This is a genomic window from Nocardioides pollutisoli, assembly GCF_040045055.1.
Taxonomy (GTDB): Bacteria; Actinomycetota; Actinomycetes; order Propionibacteriales; family Nocardioidaceae; genus Nocardioides; species Nocardioides tweenelious.
In genome coordinates this window covers 2700388-2724744 of record NZ_JBDZDU010000001.1, presented here as the reverse complement: position 1 = coordinate 2724744, position 24357 = coordinate 2700388, and the positions used below count along the sequence as shown (strand labels likewise).

The following is a 24357-nucleotide window of genomic DNA, read 5'->3' as shown; positions in this document are numbered from 1 at the left end:
CCAGCAGACTGTTCTTCCTCAGAACTGGAACAGGTTCTAGTCTTGCCGCATGCGCAACGGAATCGTCCTCTTCACCTCCGACCGCGGCATCACGCCGGCCGCCCTCGGCAAGGCCGCGGAGGAGCGGGGCTTCGACACGATCTACGTGCCCGAGCACACCCACATCCCGGTGAAGCGGACCGCCGCGCACCCCGGCACCGGCGACGAGACGCTGCCCGACGACCGCTACCTGCGCACGCTCGACCCGTGGGTCTCGCTGGCCACCGTCGCCGCGGTCACCTCGACGATCAAGCTGTCGACCGCGGTCGCCCTCCCCGTCGAGTCCGACCCGATCACGCTCGCGAAGCAGATCGCGACGCTCGACCACCTCTCCGGTGGCCGGGTCGAGATCGGTGCGGGCTTCGGCTGGAACACCGACGAGCTCGCCGACCACCACGTCCCGCCGGAGAAGCGCCGCACCGTGCTGCGGGAGTACGTCGAGGCGATGCGGGCGCTATGGACCCAGGAGGAGGCGTCGTACGACGGGGAGTTCGTCTCCTTCGGCCCGTCGTGGGCCTTCCCGAAGCCGGCCGCGCACATCCCGCTGATCATCGGCGCCGGTGGCGGCCCGAAGACCTTCAGGTGGATCGCCGAGAACGCCGACGGCTGGATGACCACCCCGACCCAGCAGGACATCTCCGGTCAGATCGAGGCGCTCAAGAAGGCGTGGTCCGAGGCCGGCCGCACGGGTGCCCCCGAGATCCGGATCCTGATCGCGTTCAAGCCGAACCCCGAGGACCTGATGGCCTGGGCCGAGCAGGGCGCCACCGAGCTCATCTGGGGCGTCCCGGACAAGTCGCCCGACGAGGTCATCGGCTCGCTCGACCGGATGGCCACCCGCCTCGGCCTCCAGGGCTGACCCTGGTCCCCGGGTTTCGAGACAGGCGCTAGCGCGCCTTCCTCAACCCACCTAGGCCTTGACGACGGTGACGGTCGGCTCGGAGGAGTCCGAGGACACCAGGTCGTACGACGTCGCAAGGGTCTCGCCGGTGATCAGCTGCTCGTGGGTGCGGGCCGCGGCCAGCACCTCGTCCGAGCCGCCGACGGTCAGTGCGATCCGGTCGGACACGTCGAGGCCGGCGTCGCGGCGCGCCTGCTGCACCTGGCGGACCAGGTCGCGGGCGAGGCCCTCGGCGGCCAGCTCGGGCGTGACGTCGGTGTCGAGCACGACGAAGCCGCCACTGCGCAGCACCCCGGTCGCGGAGCCGCCGTCGGTGGCGCCTGCGACGGTCTCGAGGGAGTACTCCCCCTCCTCCAGCGCCAGCCCACCGGCCGTCACGGTGCCGTCCTCGGCCACCGACCAGTCGCCCGACTTCGAGCCCTTGATCGCCAGCTGCACGTCCTTGCCGAGCCGCGGGCCAGCCGCGCGCGCGTTGACGGTGAGCTTCTGCTCCACGCCGTACGCCGCTGCCTCGTCGGACTCGGCCGCGAGCAGCCGGACCTCCTTGACGTTGACCTCGTCGCGGACGATCGACTCGAAGCCGGTCAGCGCGGCCGGGTCGGCCACGACGACGGTCAGCGTCGACAGCGGCAGCCGGTTGCGCAGGTTGCCGGCCTTGCGCAGCGCCGAGGTCGCCGAGCAGACCTCGCGGACCTGGTCCATCGCGGCGACCAGCGCGTCGTCGGCAGGCAGCTCGTCGACCGAGGGCCAGTCGGCGAGGTGCACCGAGCGGTCACCGGTCAGGCCGCGCCAGACCTCCTCGGTCGTGAGCGGCATCAGCGGCGCGGTCGCCCGGCAGACGACCTCGAGCACCGTGTAGAGCGTGTCGAACGCGGCCGGGTTGTCGCCCCAGAAGCGGTCCCGCGAGCGGCGGATGTACCAGTTCGTCAGCACGTCGAGGAAGGACCGCGTCGCGTCGCAGGCGTCCGCGACGGCGTAGGAGTCGAGCGCCTCGGTCATCTCGCCGACGAAGTCGCGGCACTTGGCCAGCAGGTAGCGGTCGAGCGGGTCGGTCGACGCCGTCGACGCCTGCGCGTCGTACGACGAGCTGTTGGCGTAGAGCTGGAAGAAGTACCAGCTGTTCCACAGCGGGATCAGCACCTGGCGCACGGAGTCGCGGATGCCCTGCTCGGTGACGACCAGGTTGCCGCCGCGCAGGATCGGCGACGACATCAGGAACCAGCGCATCGCGTCGGCGCCGTCGCGGTCGAAGACCTCGCGCACGTCGGGGTAGTTGCGCAGCGACTTCGACATCTTGTTGCCGTCGGAGCCGAGCACGATGCCGTGGCTGATGCAGTTCTCGAACGCCGGCTTGTCGAAGATCGCGGTCGCCAGGATGTGCAGCGTGTAGAACCAGCCACGGGTCTGGCCGATGTACTCGACGATGAAGTCCGCCGGGAAGTGGTGCTCGAACCAGTCGGAGTTCTCGAAGGGCACGTGGACCTGGGCGAACGACATCGAGCCCGAGTCGAACCACACGTCGAGCACGTCGGAGACGCGCCGCATCATCGACTGGCCGGTCGGGTCGTCCGGGTTGGGGCGCACCAGGTCGTCGACGTACGGGCGGTGCAGGTCGGGCTCGCCGTCCTGGTTGCGCGGCACCCGGCCGAAGTCGGCCTCGATCTGCTCGAAGGAGCCGTAGACGTCGGTGCGGGGGTAGGCCGGGTCGTCGCTCTTCCACACCGGGACCGGGCTGCCCCAGAAGCGGTTGCGGGTGATCGACCAGTCGCGGGCGTTCTCCAGCCAGCGGCCGAACTGGCCGTCCTGGATGTGGTCCGGGACCCAGTTGATCTCCTGGTTGAGCTCGAGCATCCGCTTCTTGATCGCGGTGACCTCGACGAACCACGACGAGACACCCTTGTAGATCAGCGGGTTCCGGCAGCGCCAGCAGTGCGGGTAGCTGTGGTCGTAGGTCTCGCGGCGCAGGAGCACCGTCCCAGGCGTGACCGAGCCGGCCGCCTCGCCGGCGGTGACGGCCTTCAGGTGGTCGATGATGTGGAGGTTGGCGTCGAAGATGTTCATGCCTTCGTACTCCACGACCGGGAACGTGAACCTCCCGTCCTTGCCGACCGGCATGACCGGCTCGATGCCCTCGCGGTCGGTGACGATCTTGTCGTCCTCACCGAAGGCGCCGGCGGTGTGCACGAGGCCCGTACCGTCCGTGGTCGTCACGAACTCGGCCGGCACGACGCGGAACGCCTTCTCGTGGCCGAGGTAGTAGGAGAACGGCGGGGTGTAGACGAGCCCGACCAGGTCGGCGCCCGTGCCGCGCCAGGTCACCGTGGGGTCGTCGCCCAGCTCGCGGGCGTACGCCGAGAGGCGCGGCTCGGCCAGGATGTAGCGGGTGCCCTCGACGTCGACCATGACGTAGTCGATGTCCTCGCCGACCATCACCGCGAGGTTGCTGGTCAGGGTCCACGGGGTCGTCGTCCAGATCAGCAGCTTGGCGCCCTGGAACTGGCCGGGCGTCGTCACGTCGTACCCGACCGTGACCGCCGGGTCCTGGCGCATCTGGTAGACGTCGTCGTCCATGCGCAGCTCGTGGTTGGAGAGCGGCGTCTCGTCGTTCCAGCAGTAGGGCAGCACCCGGAAGCCCTCGTAGACGAGGCCCTTGTCGTGCAGCTGCTTGAAGGCCCAGAGCACCGACTCCATGTAGTCGGGGTTCATGGTCTTGTAGTCGTTGTCGAAGTCGACCCAGCGCGCCTGGCGGGTGACGTACTCGCGCCAGTCGCCGGTGTACTGCATGACCGAGGCGCGGCAGGCCGCGTTGAACTTCTCGATGCCCAGCTCGAGGATCTCGTCGGTCGTCTTGATGCCGTTGAGGCGCATCGCCTCGAGCTCGGCGGGCAGGCCGTGCGTGTCCCAGCCGAAGCGTCGCTCGACCTTCTTGCCGCGCATCGTCTGGTAGCGCGGGATCAGGTCCTTGACGTAGCCGGTGAGCAGGTGCCCGTAGTGCGGGAGGCCGTTGGCGAACGGCGGGCCGTCGTAGAAGACGAACTCGTTGGCGCCGTCCTCGCCCGCGTCGCGCTGGTCGATGCTGGCCTGGAAGGTGTCGTCCTGCTTCCAGTACTCCAGCACCCGCTCCTCGATCTCGGGGAACTTCGGGCTCGACGGGACGGACGAGCTGTCGCTCGTGGAGACCTTGGGGTAGGTCATCGGGGCATCTCCTGCGGGTACGTCGTGCTCGGGCTTCTGCCACGAGGACGACGTGAGCCGCGGTACCACCTCGCTTGCCCCGTCGTACGACGGGACCGCTCGTTCACGGCTGTGACGGGCCTACCCGTCCGGTTCTACTAGATCTCGTCGGTGGTCGAGCTTGTCGAGACCGTTCTTCCGGAGGCTCACCGCTGATGACGGCTCAGACGCCTGTGGTCACAGCGTACGGCGCACCCTCACGACCGCGCGAATCAGTTGCTGCGGTCGTCCAGCCAGGCCTCGATGCGGGCCGCCGCGTCCTCGGGCGAGAGATCGCTGTTGTCGAGCCGCAGGTGCGCGAAGTCCGCCAGCACCGCGTCAGCCGGTGTGGGGCGCGCGGGGTCGGTGCTCATGACGTGGGCCGCATCCAGCTCGCGCACGTGAGCATCGGACCAGGCCAGGTCCCGCTTCGACTTCTTCTCGCTGATCCGGTCCGCGCCCGCATTGCGCTCCAGGCGGGTCCCGAGGTCGGCGTACAGCTCGACGAAGGAGACCGGTAGTCCGCGATCGACGTACGGCGCCACGAGCCTGCGCACCTCATCGGCGTCCTGCTGGTCGTCGACGTTCCAGACGAAGGTGAAGACCAGCCGGGTCCCGGAGGCTGCCGCCTCCTCTATCACCCGGCGCCGGAACTCCCCGTTGAGCACGACGAACGGAGGCGTTCCGAACCCGAAGATCTCCAGCAACGGCTCGATCGTGTGGTGGTTGTGGAACAGCCGGAAATCGGTGACGGCACACAGGGCCCGCCCGACCGTCATCTTGCCGACGGCGGGAGGTCCGATGATCAGCAGCAGCTCTCCATCGTGCACGCCCGGACGCTAACCCGCTGGCGAGACGGTCCGCGAGCCCTTTCGCGGCGCTCGTCCTCAGCGGGCCGGGCGCAGCACCACGTCGCGGTGGCCGGCCTGGGGGAAGGCCAGGTAGCCGCGCGGCAGGGCGTCCAGCGCGACCTGCGCAGGCGCCGATCTGGTCAGCCGCACCCGCAAGGGGATCCACAGACTGTCGCCATCGCGCAGCTCGACGTCCTGCAGCGTGGTGCGGACGTCGACCCCACGGCCCTTGCCCGAGAGCCGCACCGCGTGGGCCGGACTGCCGTGGTAGCCGATCCGGACCCAGATCCGAGCCCACTGGTGGGGCTGGACCCGGAGTCCGTCGACCGCACGGATCCGGATGACGCCACCCGGGTCGCCGATCGCCGTGCCGGCCCCCGGAGCATCGAGCCGGTCGAGCACCGTGCCGTCCGCGGCGGTCAGCTGGACCCACCCGCAGCGGTCCACGAAGTCGAGGGGCGCCAGCGTGGTGCTGATCGAGAGGCGGTCCCCGCCCCTGGTCACCGGCCCCCCGGGCTCGTCGGTGGGGACGGTCAGCTGCCAGTCCATCGCGCAGGTGCCGTCGTCCTGGACCACCCCGAGGGCGATCTCGAGGTACGACTTCGTCGAGGCGTCCGGGACGCCACCGAGCACCACCTCGGCGCGGAGCTGGGCCGGACCTTCGCCGGACTCCGCACCGGCCGCGGCGAAGACGAGAGTCTGTGCCGGGACCGTCGCTGCCGGCAGCCCGGCCGGCCGGGAGTCGAACCGCCAGGAGTAGGAGATGCTCGCGTCGGCCGGGGCGGCACCGAGACCACCGACGACCAGAGCGAGCCCGAGAACGACGATCCACCGCTGCATGGGCCGATGCTAGGTGCTCCCGGGCGAATCGGTTTGCGCCAGACGCACCCGCCTGATCGGGTAGCGCCCATGAGCGACATGTGGCTGAGCCAGGACGAGGACCCCCGCGACTACTCCCCCACCCGTGGTGAGCGCGCCAACGTGCTGGCCTACCTGCGCAACTACCGCCTCACCTTCGAGCTGAAGTGCCAGGGCCTGGACGCCGAGCAGCTGGCGGCCCGGTCGGTGCCGCCGTCGACCCTGTCGCTGCTCGGGCTCGTCCGGCACCTGGCCCAGATGGAGCACCACTGGTCCGTGCGGGTGCTGCAGGGCAAGGCCGACGAGGTCGCCCAGCTCTACAAGGACGGCGACCGCGAGGGCGACTTCAACGGGGCGGTCGCCGACCCGGCCGTCGTCGAGGAGGCCTGGGCCACCTGGCGCAGGGTCGGCGAGGAGGCCGACGCGTGGTACGACCAGGACACCGACTGGAGCCGCTTCATCGGCAACCCGTCGGACGAGGAGCAGTACGAGGTCCGCGACATCATGGTCCACGTCGTCGAGGAGTACGCCCGTCACGTCGGCCACGCCGACCTGCTCCGTGAGTGCATCGACGGCCGCACCGGGCAGTGAGGCGGCTTCGCCTCGCCCCCTAGGGTGTACGGCGTGACCGCGACACCCACGACTGCCCCCTCGACGGCATGGGGCTTCGGCCTCGCCACCATCGACGCCGACGGCAACGTCCTCGACGTCTGGTTCCCTGCGCCGAAGCGCGGTGAGAAGCCGGCCGGTGCCGTCGTGCCGTCCGAGCTCGGCGCTCTGCAGGGCCGCGACGAGGACCGCGGCGTCACCCGAGACGTCCTGCTCGTGGAGATCGACGACCTGCAGGCCGCACCGGAGACCACCGAGGACGTGTGGCTCCGGCTGCACCTGCTGTCCTCGCGCCTCGTCGTACCCCACTCCGTCAACCTGGACGGCATCTTCGGGCTGCTGACCAACGTCGTGTGGACCAGCGCCGGCCCGTGCGCCGTCGAGGGCTTCGAGACGACCCGGGCCCGGCTGCGGGCCAACGGCCGGCACGTCACCGTCTTCGGCGTCGACAAGTTCCCGCGGATGGTCGACTACGTGCTGCCCGCCGGCGTGCGGATCGCCGACGCCGACCGGGTGCGGCTCGGCGCCCACCTCGCGGAGGGCACCACCGTGATGCACGAGGGCTTCGTCAACTACAACGCGGGCACGCTCGGGACCTCCATGGTCGAGGGCCGGATCTCCGCGGGCGTCGTGGTCGGCAAGGGCTCCGACGTCGGCGGCGGCGCGTCGATCATGGGCACCCTGTCGGGGGGCGGCAAGCACGTCATCTCGGTCGGCGAGCGCTGCCTGATCGGTGCGAACGCCGGGCTCGGCATCTCGCTCGGCCACGACTGCGTCGTCGAGGCGGGCTGCTACATCACCGCCGGCACCAAGGTGACGCTGATCGACAAGGTCGACGGCATCGGTCCGGAGGTCGTCAAGGCTGCCGCCCTGTCCGGTGCGAGCAACGTGCTCTTCCGCCGCAACTCGGTCACCGGCACGATCGAGGCGGTGCCGTGGAAGAGCGGCGGCATCGAGCTCAACACCGCCCTGCACACCAACTGACCACCGATGAAGCTGCGCACCGTCGCGGCCCTGGTCGGGCTCGCCGCCCTCGGTGTCGCAGTCGTCGCCGGCTACTCCGTCTTCCACAAGGTCGCACCGCTCTTCAGCCCCGACGAGTGCACCGCGACCGTCGGTGGCCGCACCGTCAGCCTGACCGTCGAGCAGGCCGAGAACGCCGCGTTGATCACCGCCGTCTCGGTCGACCGCGGGATGCCTGCCCACGCCGCGACGATCGCGCTCGCGACGGCGTACCAGGAGTCCAAGCTCTACAACCTCGAGTCCGGCGACCGTGACTCGGCTGGACTGTTCCAGCAGCGGCCGTCCCAGGGGTGGGGCACCGAGAAGGAGGTGCAGAACCCCTACTACGCGACCAACGCCTTCTACGACGCCCTCGAGAAGGTCGACGGCTGGGAGTCGTTGCCGGTCACCGAGGCCGCGCAGGAGGTGCAGCGGTCGGGCTTCCCCGACGCGTACGCCGACCACGAGGCCGACGCCCGCGTGCTCGCCTCGGCGCTGACCGGCAACTCGCCGCACGCCTTCAGCTGCCGGCTCGGCGGCACCCCCGGCGAGGAGCGGGACAAGCTCACGGCCTCCGGGCTGACGCGCCGCGCCGACGTCGTACGCCGCGAGATCGACGAGGTCTTCGACAACCCGCCGCTCGGAGGCTTCGCCCCGGGAGGCGTGAGCTCGGGGCACATGGAGGGCTCGGCCCACTACGACGGCCGGGCGATCGACGTCTTCGTGCGACCGATCAGCCCGGAGAACAAGGTCCGCGGCTGGGCGATCGCGCAGTACCTCGTCGCCCAGGCCGACCGGCTCGACATCCGGACGGTCATCTTCGACGACCGGATCTGGACCGCCGACGACCGGTCCGGCGACGGCTGGCGCGACTACGACCCGCCGGACGAACCGGGTGACCGCGCGATCCTGGAGCACCGCGACCACGTGCACGTCGACGTCTTCGACTGACCTCCTGGGGCCTGGTCCAGACGACCTGTGGAGAAAGCCCAGCGCCGGGCGTCGAAGAGGCGCATGCTGGGAATCAGTGACACGAACCACTCAAGCCCCACCGACCTCGTGCCGATGGAACAGTCACCAAGCATTCCTGGAGACCACGATGTGCACACACTCCCCGGCCTGTCCGGACAGCAGCTCCGACACCTGCTGCAGCGCCCAGATCGTCTCGGACCACACCGAGCAGGGCTGGTGCCAGCTCTGCAACGGCGTCATCTGGTTCGACGACGGCCACTACCTCACCCCCGACGGTGCTGACCGGGAGATCACCGCGCTGTCGGCGTAGGTTGGCGCGATGGGCGCCTCTCGGATCCTCGCTGCCATCACCCTCACCGCCGCGTCGTTCGTCGCCAGCGGAACCGCGTCGGCCGCCGCCGGTCCCTGCTCCGCCCCGACGATCCACGGCACGTCGAAGAGCGAGACGCTGCGGGGCACGAGCGGTCCCGACGTGATCGACGGCGCCGGCGGCGACGACGTGCTGATCGGCCTCGGCGGCGACGACGTCCTCTGCGGAGGCCCGGGCCAGGACGTCCTGCGCGGTGGCACCGGCGAGGACCGGCTCTACGGCGGGGCCGACGCGAAGGTCGCCGAGGACACCGACTACTACGTCTACTACGGCGACACCCTCGACGGCGGCCCGGACGACGACACGCTGGTGCCGGGCGCCGACCCGCGCCACGAGGGATCGGTCGACGCGGTCACCGTGGCGCACGCGTCGGACGGTGTGGTCGCCGATCTCGCGGCCGGCACCGTCACCAGCAAGAACGACGAGGAGCCCGAGACCGACACCATCGTCGGTCCGGTCGCGACCTTCACCGGCACGGCGTACGCCGACACCGTCGTCGGCTCCGACGAGCCGGAGAACATCTACGGCGGCGCCGGTTCCGACTGGATCGACGGCGCCGGCGGTGACGACTGGATCGACGCCGCCGACCACTACCAGGAGGAGCCGGACCGATCGCACAACACGCTCGTCGGCGGCTCGGGAGACGACACCGTCAACGGCAGCGCGGGCGACGACCTGCTGCGCGGCGGCTCGGGCAACGACCTGATCCAGGCGGGCGAGGGCGCCGACCGGTCCTACGGCAACCGGGGCCGCGACGGCATCAACGACGAGATCGTGCCGGCCCACGACCAGGTCCTCTCGGCGGGCAAGGGGCACGACTACCTCGCCGGCCTCAGCTTCGACGACGACCACGGCCGCTACCAGCGGCACGTCACCGGGACGATCGACATGGCGGCGGACCGGCTGCGCGCGACGTACGGCGACAACCACGTCTCGGTGCCGTTCTACGACTTCGAGAACGTCGCATCGCCCGGCGGCGACCTCTGGACCGTCTACGGCACCGACGGTGACGACGAGATCAGCGCTGGCTTCTTCTCGGACCCGGTCCGGATCTATGCGCGCGGCGGCGACGACCGGGTCTTCGGGTCCGACCAGGACGACGTCATCAACGGCGGCCACGGACACGACGTCGGGACCGGGTGGGGCGGACACGACCGGATCCGGTCGGTGGAGCGGATCCTCAGCCGGCGAGCCGGGTGAGCGCAGCGTCGACCCGCTCGTCGGTGGCCGTGAACGCCACCCGGACGTGGCGAGCGCCGGCCCTGCCGTAGAACTCGCCGGGCGCCACGAGGATGCCGCGCTCGGCCAACCAGGACACCGTCGCCCAGCAGTCCTCGTCGCGCGTCGCCCACAGGTAGAGCGACGCCTCCGAGTGGTCGATCCGGAAGCCCGCGGACTCCAACGCCTCCCGGAGCTTGGCCCGGCGGGCGGCGTAGCGCGCGTGCTGCTCGACGACGTGGTCGTCGTCGTCGAGGGCGGCGACCATCGCGACCTGCTGAGGGCCGGGCATCTGCAGGCCGAGGTTCTTGCGTACGGCGAGCAGCTCGCCCACCAGAGCCGGGTCGCCGGCCACGAAGGCGGTGCGGTAGCCCGCGAGGTTGGAACGCTTCGACAGCGAGTGGACGGCGAGGATGCCCTCGTGGGAGCCACCGCTCACCGACGGGTGCAGCACCGAGACCGGCGTCGCCTCCCAGGCGCACTCGAGATAGCACTCGTCGGAGACCAGGACCGTGCCGCGCTCGCGGCACCAGTCGACGACCTTCTTCAGGTGCTCGGGCGGCAGCACCCGGCCGGTCGGGTTGGACGGCGAGTTCAGCCACAGCAGCGCGGGCGTCTCCGGCCCCAGCGACGTGAGCGAGTCGGTGGCGACCCCGCGGGCACCGGCGAGGACGGCCCCGACCTCGTAGGTCGGGTAGGCGAGCTCGGGGTAGACGATCAGGTCGCCCGCACCCAGGCCGAGGTGTCCGGGCATCGAGGCGATCAGCTCCTTGGAGCCGATCACCGGCAGCACGCCGCCGAGACCGAGACCGGTGACGCCGTGGCGTCGCTCCAGCCAGTCGATGCACGCCTGCCGGGTCTCGACGCGGCCGACCGTGAGCGGGTAGCCGGGCGAGTCCGCCGCGTCGGCGAGCGCGCGCTGCACCAGTGCAGGCGTGGGGTCGACGGGCGTACCGACCGAGAGGTCGACGATGCCGTCGGGGTGCGCCCGGGCGCGTTCAGCGTGGTCGACCAAGCGGTCCCAGGGAAAGTCCGGGAGCCGCGCGGAGACCTTGCTGCTCAGTGCTCGGTCTCCTGAGGAGGCAGCGCGGCGATCATCGGGTGGTCGTGGTCGATCTCGCCCATCTTGGCGGCGCCACCGGGCGAGCCGAGGTCGTCGAAGAAGTGGACGTTGGCGTCGTAGTAGCCCTTCGACTCCTCCGGCACGTCGTCCTCGTAGAAGATCGCCTCGACGGGGCAGACCGGCTCGCAGGCACCGCAGTCGACGCACTCGTCGGGGTGGATGTAGAGCATCCGCTTGCCCTCGTAGATGCAGTCGACCGGGCACTCATCAACACACGCGCGGTCCTTGAGGTCGACGCACGGCTGGGAGATGACGTAGGTCACCGGTTCCTCCTGAAGCTCACGGGTGCGGATGCTTCGCACAGCCTAGTATCCCGACCGTGGCACAGTCGGCAGACCCCCAGTATGTGAACGCCCACACATTGGGACCGCACGTGGTGGGACAGCGCGTAGTGGTCCGTCGGGTCGTCCGCGGCGAGACCGGACCCAGCGGCGGACCCGCCCTCACCGACCTCCTCGGCGTGTGCACGGCGTGGGGTAGCGAGACCTGCGTCGTCCAGCCCGAGACCGGGCCGCCGGTCGAGATCGCGCTCGCGGACATCGTGTCCGGCAAGCCGGTGCCACCGCGTCCCTCGATCCGGCACCGGGTCAGCCCGACCGAGGCGCAGACCCGCGGGCTGGCGCTCTTCCCCGACCTCGTGACCGAGCCGCTGGGCGACTGGACGCTGCGGCACTCCCCCACCGCGACGGCCCGGCGGGCCAACTCGGTGCTGGCGATGAACCCCTCCGGCGTCGCGGGCGACTACGACGCCGTCGTCGGGTGGTACGCCGAGCGCACCGGCCGGCCGATCGCCGCCGTGCTGCCCGACTCGGCCGAGGACGCGCTCTTCCGCTCGCACGGCTGGGTGGCGGAGAGCCACGATGCGGACACGCTCTTCCAGATCGCCTCGGTCTCCCAGGCGCTGCGCGGCCTGTCGGTCCCCGAGGAGGCCTCGTACGACGAGGACGGCGACCTCGTGACGGTGCGACTGGGCGACCGGGCCAGCGGGATCGCGGCGTACGACCGCGACTGGGTGGGCTTCCGGGGCATCGAGGTCGCCCCGGAGCACCGCCGTCAGGGGCTCGGGCTGGCGGTGATGGCGGCCCTGCTCGAGTGGGGCGCGGAACGCGGTGCGACCACGGCCTACCTCCAGGTGCTCGCCGACAACACCGCGGCGCTGGCGCTCTACGAGCGACTGGGCTTCGTCACCCACCACGCCTACCGCTACCTGTCGCCGGACCGACCCAGGTCTGCCTGACGCCCGAAGAACCGCTCCGAGACCGCCATCACCTGCGGCCAGCACCAGCGCATCAGGAGCAGCACGACCGCCCCCGCGACGACCATCCCGCAGATGTTGATGGCCAGCTGCTCGGCGGAGCCGATGATCTCGGTGCGCTCCCAGAAGGCCAGGCCGAGCGCCAGGTTGCCGGCGGCAGGGACCGTGGTGACGCTGATGAAGACGCCGACCAGGGTCGCGGTCTTCGACAGGGCCAGTGCGAGGGCGCCGGCGGCGCCGGCGATCAGGGCGATCACGAACGACCACTGGTCCGGGTGCCAGATGAAGCCCGTGTTCGGCCGCGGTCGGGTGATCTCGTCGACGCCCACCATGCCGAAGGCGCGCGCCAGCAGCGAGAGGACGGCGACCACCGCGATCGAGAACGCGAAGGAGAGGACCAGCAGGCGCAGCCCGCGCGCCGTCAGCCCCCAGCGCGCCAGCGCGATGCCGGCGCTGGCCGCCGCGACCGCGCTGTACTCCGGACCGACGACCATCGCGCCGACCACGAGCACGGCGGAGTCGGTGATGACCGCGACGGCGGCCAGGGCCACGGCGAGGACGAGGAAGACGTGGAAGGACACCGTGGGGATGGCGCCGGCCTCCGCCTGCGCCTCGACCGCCTCCCAGATCACCGCGTCGTCCGGATGGCCGGGCGCCGAGGCCTCGAGCCGGTCGGCGGCGTCGAAGGGCGCACCGGTCGGCGTGGTGATGACGATGCCCCCCACCGAGGCGAGACCGAGGCCCTGCAGCTCGGTCAGCACGTCGCCGGCCTTCTCGCGAGCGACGTCGCACTCGACCAGGTCACCGACCGGCTGCAGGCACGCGCCCTGGTCGAGGGTGACGTTGGTGATCCACGCGCGGTCCAGCAGCACGTGCGTGACGCGATCGGTGAGGTTCGACGGCGACGTGAGGCGGAAGTGGACGACCACGGGCCGCACGCTACCCGCGTGCATGATTGCTCCCGTGAGACTCGACGACGAAGGCGCGCGCCTCTTGTCCTTCGCGCGCGGATCCGTGCACCCCGACGGCGGGTTCGCCTGGCTGGGCGATGACGGGGTGCCCCAGCTCGATCGTCCGGTGGAGCTGTGGATCAGCTGCCGGATGACGCACGTCTTCGCCCTCGCCCACCTGCAGGGCGAGCCGTGGGCGGCCGCGCTGGTCGACCACGGGGTGGCCGCGCTGAAGGGTCGCTTCCGGGACCCGGTCCACGGCGGGTGGTACGCCGCGGTCGGTCCCGACGGCCCCGTGACGCGCAGCAAGACGGCGTACGAGCACGCGTTCGTGGTGCTCGCCGCGTCCTCTGCCGCGGCTGCGGGGCGACCTGGTGCGGACGAGCTGCTCGCCGAGGCGTTGCGGGTGCTCGACACCCACTTCTGGGACGACGACGCCGGGATGGTCGTCGAGGAGTGGGACGAGTCCTGGTCGACGCTGGACGACTACCGCGGCGTCAACGCCAACATGCACACCGTCGAGGCGCTGCTCGCCGTCGGCGACACCGCGCGCGCCGAGCGGATCGTCAGCCGGGTCGTGCACGGCTTCGCGCGGTCGAACGACTGGCGGATCCCCGAGCACTTCGACGCGTCCTGGACACCGCTGCCCGACTACCACCGCGACGAGCCGGCGCACCCGTTCCGTCCGTACGGCGCGACGATCGGCCACTGGTTCGAGTGGGCCCGGCTGACGCTCTCACTGCGTGCGGGGCTCGGCGACGCAGCGCCCGACTGGATGCTCCACGACGCCCAGGCGCTCTTCGACGCGGGCATCCGCGAGGGGTGGGCGGTCGATGGTGCGGCGGGCTTCGTCTACACCGTCGACTGGGACGGCACGCCGGTCGTGCGTCAGCGGATGCACTGGGTCGTCACGGAGGCGCTGGCCGCCGCGTCGACGCTGCACACGGTGACCGGGGACCGGGCGTACGCCGTCTGCCACGCGGTGTGGTGGTCGTACGCCGAGCGCTACCTGGTCGACCGGGTTGGCGGCTCCTGGCACCACGAGCTCGGCCCGGACAACCAGCCCGCGGCCGGCACCTGGGCGGGCAAGCCGGACGTCTACCACGCCTACCAGGCCACGCTGTTCCCGCGGCTTCCGGTCGCGCCCCCGCTGGCCACCGCGCTCGCCGAGGGTGCGGTCAGCCGGCACGCGAGATGGTGAATGCACTGAGGAACCCGACGGTCGCGATCAGGCCGGAGTAGAGGTGCGTGCGCTCGAAGGCCTCCGGGATCATCGTGTCGGCGATCATGGTCAAGATCGCGCCGGCGGCGACGGCGGTGATCGCGGCGATCGTGGTCGTCGAGGCACCCTGCAGCAGAAGACACCCGAGCAGACCGGCGAGTCCGCTGACGACGGCGATGCCGCCCCAGACACCGAACACATAGGCAGCACTCCTGCCCTTGCGCTTCATGCCAGCGGCGCTGGACAGACCTTCGGGCAGGTTGGAGATGAAGATCGCCGCCAGCACCGGGATGCCGACCCCACCGCCGCCGAGAAGGGACAGGCCGAGGACCACGGACTCCGGGATGCCGTCGAGGAGCGCCCCGATGGCGATGGCGGCGCCACTGCCCTGCTGCTCGTCCTCGGACGGCTGCTCGCTGCCGGACCGCTTCCGGTGGCGGGCGCCGCGTCGGGCCAGGACGACGTTCGCGGCGACGTACACGAGCGCGCCGGCGAGGAACCCGAGGACGGTAGGCGTCAGGCCACCGGTGGTCTCCGCCTCGTCGACGAGGTCGAAGGCCAGCGCCGAGATCAGCACACCGGCCCCGAACGCCATCACCGAGGCGACGATGACGCGTGGCACCGCGACGAACCAGGCGACGAGCGCGCCCACCACCAGTGCGCCTCCGGCGAGCAGGCCCCAGAGCCCGGCTTCCAACCACACAGGCATGGGCGCTACTCCTCACCGAGGGTGATGACGACCTTGACGTCGTGGTCCGACGACCCGCCGAACACCGACGCCGCATCCTCCAGCGGGACGGTGGTGGTGATCAGCCGCCGCAACCAGGCCTGGTCGGCACCGTCGAGCGCGTCGGCTGCAGCTCGATAGTGGCGCAGGTTGGCGTTGACGGAGCCGACCACCGCGGCGTTGTCGAGCACGATCTCGCGGTTGAGCCCGCCGGCGTCGATGCGCAGGCGATGACCTCGCGATGACACCCCGGTCAGGCAGACGATGCCGTAGGACCCGGTCGCACCGATGGCGTCGACGATGACCTGTCCGACACCGGTCGCCTCGATCACGACGTCCGCGCGGGTCCGTCGGACGACGTCACCGACGTCGGTGTGGTGGTAGGTCGCGCCGAGATCGTGGACGAGGTCGGGCTTGGGCCCGTCGGTCACCCGGTCGAGCACATGTACGTCGAGCCCGCGCTGCACCCCGATCATCGCGGCGAGGAGCCCGATCGGGCCGGCACCGGTGACGAGCACCGTCTCCGGCTCGAACCAGGCGCGGCCGCCGACGCGGTCGACCTGCTCCCAGGCCTTGGCGACCACGCTGGTCGGCTCGGTCAGCACCCCGGCCAGACCGAGCTGCGAGGCCACCTTCACGGCGAACGCTGAGGACACCGTCCAGGTCTCGCTGCCGTAACCGTCGAGCTCCTTGATGCCGCGCTCGGTGTAGCGACCATTGCGGCACATGTCCCACTCGCCGTGGGCGCAGGCGCCGCAGGGCTCCGGGTCGGGTCGTCGTACCACGCCCGCGACGAGGTCGCCGGGCGAGAAGCCGCTTCCCTCGGGTGCTTGACGGACCCGCCCCAGCGACTCGTGGCCGAGGACGAGCCGCTCGCGTCCCGGCGGTGCCCAGCCGTAGTGTCCGCCGGCGATCTCCCGGTCGGTTCCGCAGACCCCGATCGCGAGACCACTGACGACCAGATCCCCGTCCTGAGGTTCAGGTTCCGGCGCGTCCTCCACAGTCACGGATCCGGCTGTCCCTGGCTCCACCGTGAGTGCGCGCATTCCTCGCCACTACCCGATCCTCCGGTCCGCGATGCCTGAGTGTCCCGGAAGGACGCTTCAGGCGCCCGGCAGGCCGGCGCCGCAGGAGGGCACGAAGTCCGGGCGCGCGGGTCCGTCGTGCGTCAGCGCGTCGAGTGCCCACTGGATGGCGGTGCGGCTCGTCGGGATGCGGATGTGCTCGGCCGTGTCGGTCGGGCAGGAGTCCTGGATCGTGACGTTGGTGGTGCGCGGGCCGTCGGCCAGGAACGCCGACGTGTAGGGCACGACGACCTCGTCGTACTTCGTGCTGATCTGGGTGTAGCTCACGTCGCCGGGCGTCTCGTCGCCGGCGTTGAGCTTGGTCAGGAACGCCGAGCCCGCGGCCTGCTGGCTGCACGCCGGGCAGACGAGACCGGTCCACGGGTCGTCGGGGCTGCCGACGATCTCGGTGCCGTGGTTGGACGGGGAGAGCCCGACCAGGTCGTCGACGACGGCGTCGCCGCCGAGGAACTTGATGTAGTAGCGCGGCATCATCCCGCCCTGCGAGTGACCGACCATCGAGACCTTCGTGGCCCCGGTCGCCGCGAGGACCTTCTCGGTGAACGCCTGGAGCTGTCGGGCGGACTCGACGATGTCGCCGGTGCCGCGGTTGCCGTAGTCGAGGGAGAAGACGCAGAAGCCCTCGTCGACGATCGCCGAGGAGAGGTCGTCGAGCAGGCTCTTCTTGTCGCCGAAGGTGCCGTGCACGAGGATCACCGGCTCCGGTCGCGCGGCGGTCGGCTCGCAGCTCCAGTCGTTGGCGCCCGTGGGCTGGCCGAACGGCGAGGTCGGCAGCGGCACCGGCAGCGCGTGCGCCGGCGCGGTCAGGCCGAGGGTCGCGAGGAACGACACGAGCAGGGCACCGAGGATCAGTCGCATGCCCCGTCAACGAGCGGTCGTGACCGCAGTCACGGCTCGGTGGTGGGGTCTCGATACGCTCGCTGGCGCTCGCTACTCGACCAACGAGCTTCGTTGGTCGAGTAGCCGCCGAGGAACGAGGCGGCGTATCGAGACCCCTCAACCACCGGAGGGCGGCTTGCAGATCACCGTGTCGGCGGCGGTGTAGCTCGTGTGCATCTTCTCGGTGTGGTCGACCGTGTCGGACCCGTGCTTGCGGAAGGTGCGGGTCACGTCGACGTCGAAGCCGTCGTACCCGGTGTTGGGGTAGCAGCTGGCCGTCGTCAGCGTGCGGGTCGCGGGCGCCCGGAAGTTGTAGCGGTCGGAGGTCGTGCTCGTGATGTCCCAGACCTTGGTGGAGTACATCGAGACGGTCACGACGCCCTGGGTGGATGGCGTGGCCGGCGTGACGTGCGCCGAGATGAGGACGCCGTACGGCGTGTCGTCCTTGAAACGCAGGTCGACGGATCCCCAGGCCACGGTGGCCTCCCGGCCGACGGGGTAGCGGTCGATGTAGAACGAGTGCGGCTTGTGCTCGACGTCCTCGAGGCCCGCGAAGAACATCGCGTTGAAGGTCGTGGTCGCCATCTGCGAGACGCCGCCGCCGAGGTCCTCGGCGAAGATCCCGTTGCTGATGATGAAGCCCTCGGTGAAGCCGTTCTCGCGGGTGCGCTCGCCGACGATGTCGTTGAGCGAGAAGGTGTCGCCGGGCTTGAGGACGGTGCCGTCGACGATCTCGGCGGCACGGCCGATGTTGATGTTGCGGTACTCCGCGTAGGGGTAGTAGGTCGTGAACGTCGAGACCTGCTCCGTGATGCCGAGGGCCTTCGCGTCGGCCGTCGTGAACTCCGGCTCGTCGACCGTGGCCTCGACCTGCATCTCCCGCTCGCCCTCGGGCCTGGTCACCAGCTCGAGGAACGCGTCCTCGACGTCGGCCGGGTCGTAGGTGACGCCCGGCTTGGCCGGGACGACCTTCGGCTTGCCACGCACCAGTGCGACCGTGGCGTCGACCGGCTTGCCGCTGTCGCTGACGCCCTCGTCGACCAGGTCGGCGAGCGCGTCGGCGTCCAGGTCGGGCACGAGCTGGCCGCCCTCGGCCCGCATCGCCAGCACGTCGGCGTAGTCCCGGGGCGCGAGCTGCACCGGCGAGTCGCCGAACACCAGCGTGACCGGCCCGGACAGCGCCGGGTTGGCGAAGTCGTCGACCGCGGCCTGCACCGCGGCGTCGTCGATGTCTGGCTGGGTGGCGACGACCGGGAGCTCCAGGTCCTCGGCGTCCTCGGCCAGGTAGGCGTCCAGGATCGCCGTCCGCGCGGCCTCGGGGTCGAAGCCCTCACCGGGACGGGCCGCGACGGTGACGACCTGACCGTCCTTGAACTTCACGGCGCCGTCCCGAGGTTCCGTGCCGACCTGGTCGGACAGGGTGTCCAGGGCCGCGTCGAACGTCGGCTCGTCGACGTCGACGACCGCGTCGCGGTCGTCGCCGCCCGTGAAGTAGGTCCACAGCCGGCCGGGCTCCCAGCTCGCCTCCCCGCCGGCATCGGCGACCGAGGCGTCGTAGTCGACCGACAGCCCGGCATCTGCCGGTGTGATCGTCGTGGTCTGCCCGTCGCGCACGACGGTGACCGGCCGGTCGACCCGCGCGGCCAGACCGTCCTCGAGCGCGGACCGGGCCTGGGCCTGGGTCATCCCGCCCACCTCGACACCGGCGATCGTCGTACCTCGCGGGACCTTGTCGCCGGCGAGGAAGTACGCCGCGGCGTACCCGGCCGCGAGCAGGAGCAGCAAGCCGCCCAACATCAGCAGGACGACCTTGCCGCCCTCGGACTCGCGCTGCTGGGTCACGCGGTCATCCTAGGGAGAGGCTGGTGTCGGTCGTGGGATGGTCGCGACCCCGACGACGAGAATCACCAGGCCGAGGGCGAGCAGCGCGTAGCCCTGCCAGTCCTGGGAGATGAGGTAGTCGCCCTCCGGGCGCGGCACGGTGAGCCACCCGACCGTCGCGACCCAGCCGACCACGAAGGCGAGCCGCAGCAGTCCGGGCCGGAGCGCGCGCACCGTGACGGCCGTCGTCGCTGCCATGAGGACGAAGCCCCAGACCAGCTCGTGGAGCGCGACCGAGGCGATCGCCGTCCCGGCCCCGACGACCAGCAGGCCGAGGGCCGCGACGTACTTCACCGGTCCCGGCTCAGAGCCCGGCGAAGAGGTCGGTCTCGAGCCCGTCCTCGCCGAGGGGGCCGAGCTCGCCCTTGACGATCCGGTAGTACTCGATGCCCCAGGCGGTGGTGCCGACGTTGTTGGAGAGCGCGAAGAACGGCCCGTCGGTCGTGACCTGGGTCGGGTAGGCACGCAGCGCGTCGAGCTTCTGCTCGACGTGGTCCTGGGCGTCGATCGCGGCGGCGAGGTTCTCGTCGGCGGTGACGAACGGCGGCAGCTGCCCGTCGGGGTCCATGCCCTCGAAGCTGGTGGAGTCACCGGCGTCGCGCAGCGCCCGCAGGCCGGCGCGCATCCGGCTCTCGGACATCGCGTTCCAGTAGATCTTCGCGATCTCCCACGGCGCGCCCAGGTCCTTGCGGTAGGACGGCACAGCGGCGAGCTGAGCGGCGTACATGGCGACCCGGTGGGCCTGGATGTGGTCCGGGTGGCCGTAGCCGCCGAACGGGTCGTACGTCGCGAGCACCTGCGGCTGCACCTCGCGGATGATCTGGACGAGCTCGTCGGCGGCGACCGTCAGGTCGGCCTTCGCGAAGGCGTTGTCGTGCACGTCGTCGGCTGCGATCGCGTAGCCGTCCTCGTGCCACTTCATGCCGGAGTCGCGGAAGCGGCCGAAGCCGCCGAGCCACCGGTGGTCGGTGACGCCGAGGATCTTCATCGCGTCGGCGATCTCGCCCTTGCGGTGCTCGCCGAGGCGGTCCTCCTTGTCGGCCGCGAGGTGCTCGAGCTCGGGGACCAGGATCTCGCCCATCTCCCCTGCCGTGCAGGTCACCAACGTGACGTGCCGGCCCTCGGCGACGTACTTGGCCATCGTCGCCCCGTTGCCGATGCACTCGTCGTCGGGGTGGGCGTGGACGAGCAGGAGGCGCTGGTCAGACGTCATGAGGGAATCCTAGGGTCGGGGTCGCGGCCACCGGTGGTTGAGGAAGGCGCGCTAGCGCCTGTCTCGAAACCCCCGCAGCCATACGTCGACCTCAACCACCTAGAGCCGCTTGATCTTCCGCGGCTCGGTAGGAAGTTCGAGCGGGGCAACATCTCGCTGATCGAGCCTGTCGAGATCCCCAGCGTCGAGCCACCCGTCGTACTCCTCGACGAGGAGCTCGAGCACCAGGGCGGGCGCATCACTCAGCACCGCCCACGGGTGGTCCTCGTCGTCGTCCTCGCCCGCGAGCCTCTCGCGCGTGGCGTGCGCGTCGTAGCCGTCCACCGTCAGCCGGGCGACGACGGCCCGGGCGTCGTCCTCGTCGAAGAAGATGCCTCGCACTGCTCGATCATCCCAGGTCGAGGTGGGCGAGGAACGGCCGGTCAGCGTCGAGCCAGTCGACGTCGTCCAGCTCGTCGGCGGCGAGCCAGCGCACCGCGTCGTGCTCGTGCGGTGATGGGTCACCGGCGACGATCCGCGCCACCGCGACGGTCAGCGAGTAGCTGCCGCCGATGGCGACCGCGCCGGGCAACCACCCGTCGATCGCGACCATGCACCCGAGCTCCTCACGGATCTCGCGCACCAGGGCTGCATCGGATGTCTCGCCCGACTCGACCTTGCCGCCGGGGAACTCCCAGCGTCCGGCGCTCTCCGGCGGGGACGTACGTCGCGCCGCCAGCACGCGGCCGTCGCGGACGATGGCAGCGCCGACGACGGCAGCGGTCGCGGAGGGCTTCATAGGGCCCCATCCAAGCGCAAAACCGAGTGCCACGAAGTGGCACTCGGTTGCCTAGATCATCGAACTCGATGCCCTAGGGTGAGACAGGCGGTCCGGACCATTCTCGCGCAGCGGCAAACAGAGAATGGCCCGGACCGCGTCTGTGTGTCCCGACTTTGTTGTTCAGTTGTGCAACACGGGGGTTGCGGGAGCAGCGCCCCCGGAAGAGCGGGGCCCCCAGACAGTCACTCATCTGGCTGAGAGCCCGCCCGTGAAGATCTGAGACTTGAAGACTGTGACCCGGGAGGTCCCCCGGACCGAAGTCCGGGGGCCTCCCTCGTCAGGGAACTACAGGTGATCCCGTGGGCTCACGCCCGAGCGGAATCAGCTGTCGCTCTGAGCGTCCTCGAGGGCCTTCTGAGCAGCAGCCAGGTCGGCCTGCTTGGCAGCCAGGGTCTCCTTGGCGTTGTCGACCTTCTTCTGGGCCGCCTTCACCTTGGAGTCAGCGATCTGCTTGGCGCCCTTGGCCTCGTTCAGGTTCTTCTTGGCGTTGTCGACACCCTTGTGGTGCTTCTTCGCCTTCTTGAGAGCCTTCTTGGCCTGCTTGACGTCCTTCTTGGCAACCTTCTGCTCAGTCTTCGCAACGCTCAGGTCACCCTTGGCGTTGTCGAGGTTGTTCTGAGCGAGATCCACAGCAGCCTGTGCATCATCCACGGCCTTCTGCAGGGCCGCGATGTTGACGACGTCGGTGACGCTGACGAGCGCGTTCTGCACCGAGGCGGTGAGGCCAGGCGCAGTGTTCGCACCAGCAGCGTCGGTACCGAGCTTGTTGTTCTCCAGGGCACCGAACTGGTCACCGTCGACGAGAGCCCGCACGCGGACTCCAATGGGCGAGTCAGCGTCGTTGTCCGCGCGGACGGTCAGCTTCAGCTGGCCATTTGCGTCGGTCGCGGTGTCGCTGTCCTGCAGGCTGGCCGGACCCGTCACCGAGATGGCGAGGTCGTTGACGCTGCGGTTCGGGACCGGGTTGCCGAAGGCATCGGTGACCGTGACCACGAACGTCGAGGTGTCGCCGCCGAGGATCCGGTCGGGACCGGTCACGGAGACGTTGCGCGCGGTGGACAGGTTGTTGGTCGCAGCCTTGACGAGCATGGTGGTCGTCTTGGTGCGGCCGCCGCTGGTGACCGTGACCGTGGTGAGGCCGGTCTTGGTGCCGATGACGTAGAAGCTGTCACCGATCGTGCCCGTGTCCGAAGCGGACGCGTCCTTGAGCAGCTCCTCGCCGTTCTTGAGGATCAGCGCACCGTTGGTGGCCGAGACGGAGACCGGCGCGCCGGGCGTGCCGCCCGAGATGCCGATCTGGTTGTACTCGGTCGCCAGGTTCGCGTCAGCGTCCGTGAGCGGGAGGATCGGGTTGAGCGACGGGTCGTACGCGGCTGCCTCGGTGTTGAAGGCGTCGTTGTACAGGGTGTAGTCGGCACCCATACCGTCGGCCGTGTACACGACCTGCCCACCACTCCAGCTGTCGTCCCAGTTGCCGGGGGCGGCGTTCGGGTCGCTGTAGCTGTAGATGGTGATGACGTCGGGGTTGTGCGACGCGGCCGTTGCCTTGGAGTCGGTCAGCGTGAACGTCGCCGTACCGTCCGCACCGGTGGCCTTCTTGGCGCCGGGGGCTGCGTCTTCGTTGGCGCCGCCGGTGCGGCGAACAGCGAGGTAGACACCAGAGATCGGGTCACCGAACTGGTCCACGGCCTTGGCCGTGACAGACACCGAGCCACCGTAGGCCGACACGTACGTGTCGGCGTTGGTCACGACGTCGTCCAGGGACGGGTTCTGCCACTGGATCCAGGCGATGTCGCCGCCAGCGACCGACGGGCTGGTGATGTCCATCCAGTCGTTGGTCGAGATAGTCCCGGCGTCAGGGGTGATGGTGATCGAGCCCGCGCCGTTGCTGTCCAGAACCGTCGTGAACGACTTTGTGTCCTTGCCACCGAAGGTGACGTCGCCGCCGTTGCCGCTGACGTTCACGATGACCGTCTTGCCGGCGTTCGCCGCGGTCGTCTTGAAGTTGACCGTGACGGACTGCTGGTCCACGCGAACCGGAACGGTGTCGCCGAGGGTGTAGTTCGGGCCACCGCCGAAGCCGTCCCACGCGTCCTTGCCGGTGACGATGTCGATCTGCGACTCCGAGATTCCGGTGGCCGCAGCGGTGACGTCGAGCTGCGCGGTGGCGTTGGCGGACGTGAAGCCAGAGGCCGCAGCCGTGATCGTGTAGAGGTCGGCGTCGGCGTTGTTGGCGGTAAAAGTCGCCGTGCCGTTGAGCGCCTCAGGACCGGTGATGGTGCTGTTGTCGGTGGCGTTGTCCTCGGTCTCGGTGATCGTGGTGCCACCCGAGCCGCTGAGAGCCACAGCCTCGGTACCGGACAACTGGGTTACGTTACCGCTGCTGTCCTTGAGCGTGAGGGTGTAGTCGCCACTGTCGATGCCCTCAGGCGCGGTCTGCTTCGCCGGCGAGATCGCCATCGAGGTCGGTGCGCCGGTGGTCTTGCCGGTCACCTGCACGCGCTGGTCGTTGGTGTCGACGTCCGGGGTGCCCGCCGTGCCGTTGCCGTCAACGTCGTCGTACAGGGCGTACGCGAACGAGTCGCCAACGCTGGTGGTGTCGACGGGAACGATGTAGTACGCCTCGTCCCAACCGTCCGCACCGCCGAAGCGGTTGGTGGCGTCATCAGACTCGAAGCCGACGAGAGTCGGGCTGCCAATCGTCTGGTTGCCGTTCGAGGCCGAGCTGGTGAGGTTCGAACCAGCGACCTTCGTGTGGGTGGCGAGCTCGGACGACGAGATGCCCTTCACCTTGACGATGACGAGACCGCCGTAGGTGCCGGCGTCGCGGGTCGGGCCCACGTAGGCCAGCTGCATCGCCGGGTCGACGGCTGCCGAGGCCGAGGAGGCGAGGAACGGGAGACCCGCTACCGCCATGGCGGAGACGGCGGCTGCCGCCAGTCCCCGCTTAGTGCCGCTGCTAATCATGCTGAATTTCCTTCCGGAGTGAATGAGCGGGGCAAGTGTGTCCCCGCTCCTTACATGAGGCCCGAGAGCCTCGTGTCGGGCATGGAGACGGATCTCCAGCGCCGAGCGGCAGCCTAGGGGATGAGGTCCGGGTCACGTGGCGTTTCTTGCGGGTCGGTTCCAAACCTGCAATAAATGGTTACCGAGAGCTCGGGAGGACCTA

Annotated in this window: 23 protein-coding genes; 8 read left to right on the top strand and 15 right to left on the bottom strand. The window is 70.1% G+C overall.

Features of this window, described 5'->3' with window-relative positions; all coding sequences use genetic code 11:
* The first annotated feature begins 49 nt into the window (after positions 1-49).
* Positions 50-898 carry an LLM class F420-dependent oxidoreductase gene (locus tag ABLE68_RS13280; RefSeq protein ID WP_348871928.1) on the top strand — a complete coding sequence of 283 codons (849 nt, stop codon included), beginning with the start codon at positions 50-52 and terminating at the stop codon, positions 896-898.
* Positions 899-949: 51 nt separating this feature from the next.
* Here the strand turns inward: ABLE68_RS13280 and ileS are convergent, their stop codons facing one another.
* The 3 genes from ileS to ABLE68_RS13265 form a co-directional block, all read right to left on the bottom strand.
* Positions 950-4135, bottom strand: a complete 3186-nt coding sequence (gene ileS / locus ABLE68_RS13275) for an isoleucine--tRNA ligase (protein WP_348871926.1) — start codon at positions 4133-4135, stop codon at positions 950-952.
* Between the two features lie 251 nt (positions 4136-4386).
* The gene (locus ABLE68_RS13270; protein ID WP_348871924.1) at positions 4387-4983 is read right to left on the bottom strand and encodes a P-loop nucleotide/nucleoside kinase family protein; all 597 of its coding nucleotides are present in this window, start codon (positions 4981-4983) and stop codon (positions 4387-4389) included.
* A 57-nt stretch (positions 4984-5040) separates the two neighbouring features.
* Positions 5041-5844: a hypothetical protein gene (locus ABLE68_RS13265; protein ID WP_348871923.1), complete on the bottom strand. Its 804-nt coding sequence runs from the start codon at positions 5842-5844 to the stop codon at positions 5041-5043.
* A gap of 69 nt (positions 5845-5913) precedes the next feature.
* On the opposite strand from ABLE68_RS13265, the gene ABLE68_RS13260 reads away from it, so the two are divergent.
* From ABLE68_RS13260 to ABLE68_RS13240, 5 genes are all read left to right on the top strand, one after another.
* A complete protein-coding gene (locus ABLE68_RS13260; protein ID WP_348871922.1) occupies positions 5914-6453 on the top strand; it encodes a DinB family protein in 540 nt (179 codons plus the stop codon).
* A 33-nt stretch (positions 6454-6486) separates the two neighbouring features.
* Entirely contained in the window at positions 6487-7455 is a 969-nt protein-coding gene (gene dapD, locus ABLE68_RS13255; protein WP_348871921.1) for a 2,3,4,5-tetrahydropyridine-2,6-dicarboxylate N-succinyltransferase, read from the top strand.
* Between the two features lie 6 nt (positions 7456-7461).
* The gene (locus ABLE68_RS13250; RefSeq protein ID WP_348871920.1) at positions 7462-8424 is read left to right on the top strand and encodes a VldE C-terminal domain-containing protein; all 963 of its coding nucleotides are present in this window, start codon (positions 7462-7464) and stop codon (positions 8422-8424) included.
* Between the two features lie 148 nt (positions 8425-8572).
* Positions 8573-8755 carry a DUF5999 family protein gene (locus ABLE68_RS13245; protein WP_348871918.1) on the top strand — a complete coding sequence of 61 codons (183 nt, stop codon included), beginning with the start codon at positions 8573-8575 and terminating at the stop codon, positions 8753-8755.
* A gap of 9 nt (positions 8756-8764) precedes the next feature.
* Entirely contained in the window at positions 8765-10015 is a 1251-nt protein-coding gene (locus ABLE68_RS13240; protein WP_348871916.1) for a calcium-binding protein, read from the top strand.
* Here the strand turns inward: ABLE68_RS13240 and dapC are convergent.
* Both dapC and fdxA read right to left on the bottom strand, forming a co-directional pair.
* A complete protein-coding gene (dapC, locus tag ABLE68_RS13235) occupies positions 9996-11048 on the bottom strand; it encodes a succinyldiaminopimelate transaminase (RefSeq protein WP_348871914.1) in 1053 nt (350 codons plus the stop codon). The two genes, ABLE68_RS13240 and dapC, sit on opposite strands and share 20 nt — an antisense overlap.
* A 44-nt stretch (positions 11049-11092) precedes the next feature.
* Positions 11093-11419 carry a ferredoxin gene (gene fdxA / locus ABLE68_RS13230; RefSeq protein WP_348871913.1) on the bottom strand — a complete coding sequence of 109 codons (327 nt, stop codon included), beginning with the start codon at positions 11417-11419 and terminating at the stop codon, positions 11093-11095.
* 113 nt (positions 11420-11532) lie between these two features.
* On the opposite strand from fdxA, the gene ABLE68_RS13225 reads away from it, so the two are divergent.
* On the top strand, positions 11533-12393 hold the full coding sequence (locus tag ABLE68_RS13225; protein ID WP_348871912.1) for a GNAT family N-acetyltransferase: 861 nt from the start codon (positions 11533-11535) through the stop codon (positions 12391-12393).
* Here ABLE68_RS13225 and ABLE68_RS13220 read toward each other — a convergent pair.
* A complete protein-coding gene (locus ABLE68_RS13220; RefSeq protein WP_348871910.1) occupies positions 12360-13340 on the bottom strand; it encodes a DUF389 domain-containing protein in 981 nt (326 codons plus the stop codon). The two genes, ABLE68_RS13225 and ABLE68_RS13220, sit on opposite strands and share 34 nt — an antisense overlap.
* A 34-nt stretch (positions 13341-13374) precedes the next feature.
* Between ABLE68_RS13220 and ABLE68_RS13215 the strand changes: the two genes are divergently transcribed.
* A complete protein-coding gene (locus ABLE68_RS13215) occupies positions 13375-14562 on the top strand; it encodes an AGE family epimerase/isomerase (RefSeq protein ID WP_348871909.1) in 1188 nt (395 codons plus the stop codon).
* On the opposite strand, the gene ABLE68_RS13210 is transcribed toward ABLE68_RS13215, so the two are convergent.
* The 9 genes from ABLE68_RS13210 to ABLE68_RS13170 all read right to left on the bottom strand — a co-directional run bounded on the left by ABLE68_RS13210 (position 14540) and on the right by ABLE68_RS13170 (position 24155).
* Complete coding sequence (locus ABLE68_RS13210) at positions 14540-15292, bottom strand: ZIP family metal transporter (protein ID WP_348871908.1); 753 nt, start codon at positions 15290-15292, stop codon at positions 14540-14542. The genes ABLE68_RS13215 and ABLE68_RS13210 overlap by 23 nt on opposite strands.
* 5 nt (positions 15293-15297) lie before the next feature.
* Positions 15298-16317 (bottom strand): glucose 1-dehydrogenase, encoded by a 1020-nt coding sequence (locus ABLE68_RS13205; protein ID WP_348871907.1) that lies wholly within the window; start codon positions 16315-16317, stop codon positions 15298-15300.
* Between the two features lie 96 nt (positions 16318-16413).
* Positions 16414-17253, bottom strand: a complete 840-nt coding sequence (locus ABLE68_RS13200) for a lipase family alpha/beta hydrolase (protein WP_348871905.1) — start codon at positions 17251-17253, stop codon at positions 16414-16416.
* Positions 17254-17391: 138 nt separating this feature from the next.
* The gene (locus tag ABLE68_RS13195; protein ID WP_348871904.1) at positions 17392-19116 is read right to left on the bottom strand and encodes a VanW family protein; all 1725 of its coding nucleotides are present in this window, start codon (positions 19114-19116) and stop codon (positions 17392-17394) included.
* A 9-nt stretch (positions 19117-19125) separates the two neighbouring features.
* Positions 19126-19449, bottom strand: coding sequence for a hypothetical protein (locus ABLE68_RS13190; protein ID WP_348871902.1), 324 nt, complete (start codon positions 19447-19449; stop codon positions 19126-19128).
* 10 nt (positions 19450-19459) lie between these two features.
* Positions 19460-20368: an N-acetyl-1-D-myo-inositol-2-amino-2-deoxy-alpha-D-glucopyranoside deacetylase gene (gene mshB / locus ABLE68_RS13185; RefSeq protein WP_348871901.1), complete on the bottom strand. Its 909-nt coding sequence runs from the start codon at positions 20366-20368 to the stop codon at positions 19460-19462.
* A 99-nt stretch (positions 20369-20467) separates the two neighbouring features.
* The gene (locus tag ABLE68_RS13180; RefSeq protein ID WP_348871899.1) at positions 20468-20749 is read right to left on the bottom strand and encodes a hypothetical protein; all 282 of its coding nucleotides are present in this window, start codon (positions 20747-20749) and stop codon (positions 20468-20470) included.
* 7 nt (positions 20750-20756) lie between these two features.
* Positions 20757-21146 carry a (deoxy)nucleoside triphosphate pyrophosphohydrolase gene (locus ABLE68_RS13175; RefSeq protein WP_348871898.1) on the bottom strand — a complete coding sequence of 130 codons (390 nt, stop codon included), beginning with the start codon at positions 21144-21146 and terminating at the stop codon, positions 20757-20759.
* 363 nt (positions 21147-21509) lie between these two features.
* Complete coding sequence (locus tag ABLE68_RS13170; protein WP_348871897.1) at positions 21510-24155, bottom strand: Ig-like domain-containing protein; 2646 nt, start codon at positions 24153-24155, stop codon at positions 21510-21512.
* Positions 24156-24357: the final 202 nt, after the last annotated feature.